Here is a 1,123-nt window from a genome sequence, read left to right on the forward strand (position 1 = left end):
CTATTGGTGAAGCCGTTGTCGTTTCTCCGGTCGCTGATTTAGGGGCTGTTCCTGATCGAACCTGCCACGACATCAAGAAAGAGCTGGAGTCTTTGGATCTGGCTCTGGAATCGGTCCGTTCGGAAATGAAGGCCACCGCCGAAAAGCTCTCTGGCCATCTGCCGGCAGAAGAGCAGGCGTTATTTGATGTCTATCTTCGGATGCTGGACGACAATGCACTGGGGTTGGAAATCAGAAACCGGGTGAAACAGGGTAACTGGGCACCGGGAGCACTCAGGCAGGTTATAAACGAGCACGTCCGTAATTTTGAAATGATGGACGACGCTTACATGCGTGAGCGTGCTGTTGATGTCAAAGACTTGGGTCGTCGGGTTCTTGCCAGTATTCAGCAACACGATCATGAGTGCATAACCTACCCTGATCAAACCATTCTGATCAGTGAAGAACTGACAGCCAGTATGCTGGCAGATGTTCCCCGGGATAAGTTGGCGGGTCTTGTCTCTATACAGGGCTCAAGCAATTCCCACGCGGCCATACTGGCCAGGGCTCTGGGTATTCCTACAGTGATGGGGGCCGTTGATTTGCCCTATCACAAGATGACCGGCAAGCATCTGATTGCTGATGGTAACCTTGGGTTGGTTTATGCCTCACCTTCCAGGGAACTGCTGGAACATTATCAGGCCGTTGTTGAAGAAGAAAAAGAATTCAGTAAAGGGCTGGAAACGATCAGCGATCTGCCCTGTGTCACTCTGGACAACCACCGGTTACCACTGTGGGTCAATACCGGCCTTATGACTGATACGGTTCGTTCCCTGGATCGGGGCGCGGAAGGTGTCGGTCTTTATCGTACCGAAGTTCCTTTTATGCTCAAGGAACGATTCCCCAGCGAAGCAGAACAGGAAAAAATCTATCGCCAGCAGCTTGAAGCCTTTGCACCCAGACCGGTCACCATGCGTACGCTGGATGTGGGTGGGGACAAGGCGCTGTACTATTTTCCCATTGAAGAAGACAACCCCTTTTTAGGGTGGCGTGGTATCAGGGTAACCCTGGATCATCCGGAAATATTTCTGGTTCAAATCCGGGCGATGCTCAAAGCCAGTGTTGGACTGGATAATCTTCGAAT

At 51.5% G+C, this 1,123-nt stretch carries 1 protein-coding gene; it reads left to right on the forward strand.

What is annotated here, in order from left to right; translation table 11 throughout:
* Window positions 1–1,123 (forward strand): putative PEP-binding protein (locus KDK16_RS00725; protein WP_257274247.1); only part of this gene is annotated, 1,123 nt, incomplete at both ends.

Source organism: Endozoicomonas sp. SESOKO4 (assembly GCF_024606275.1).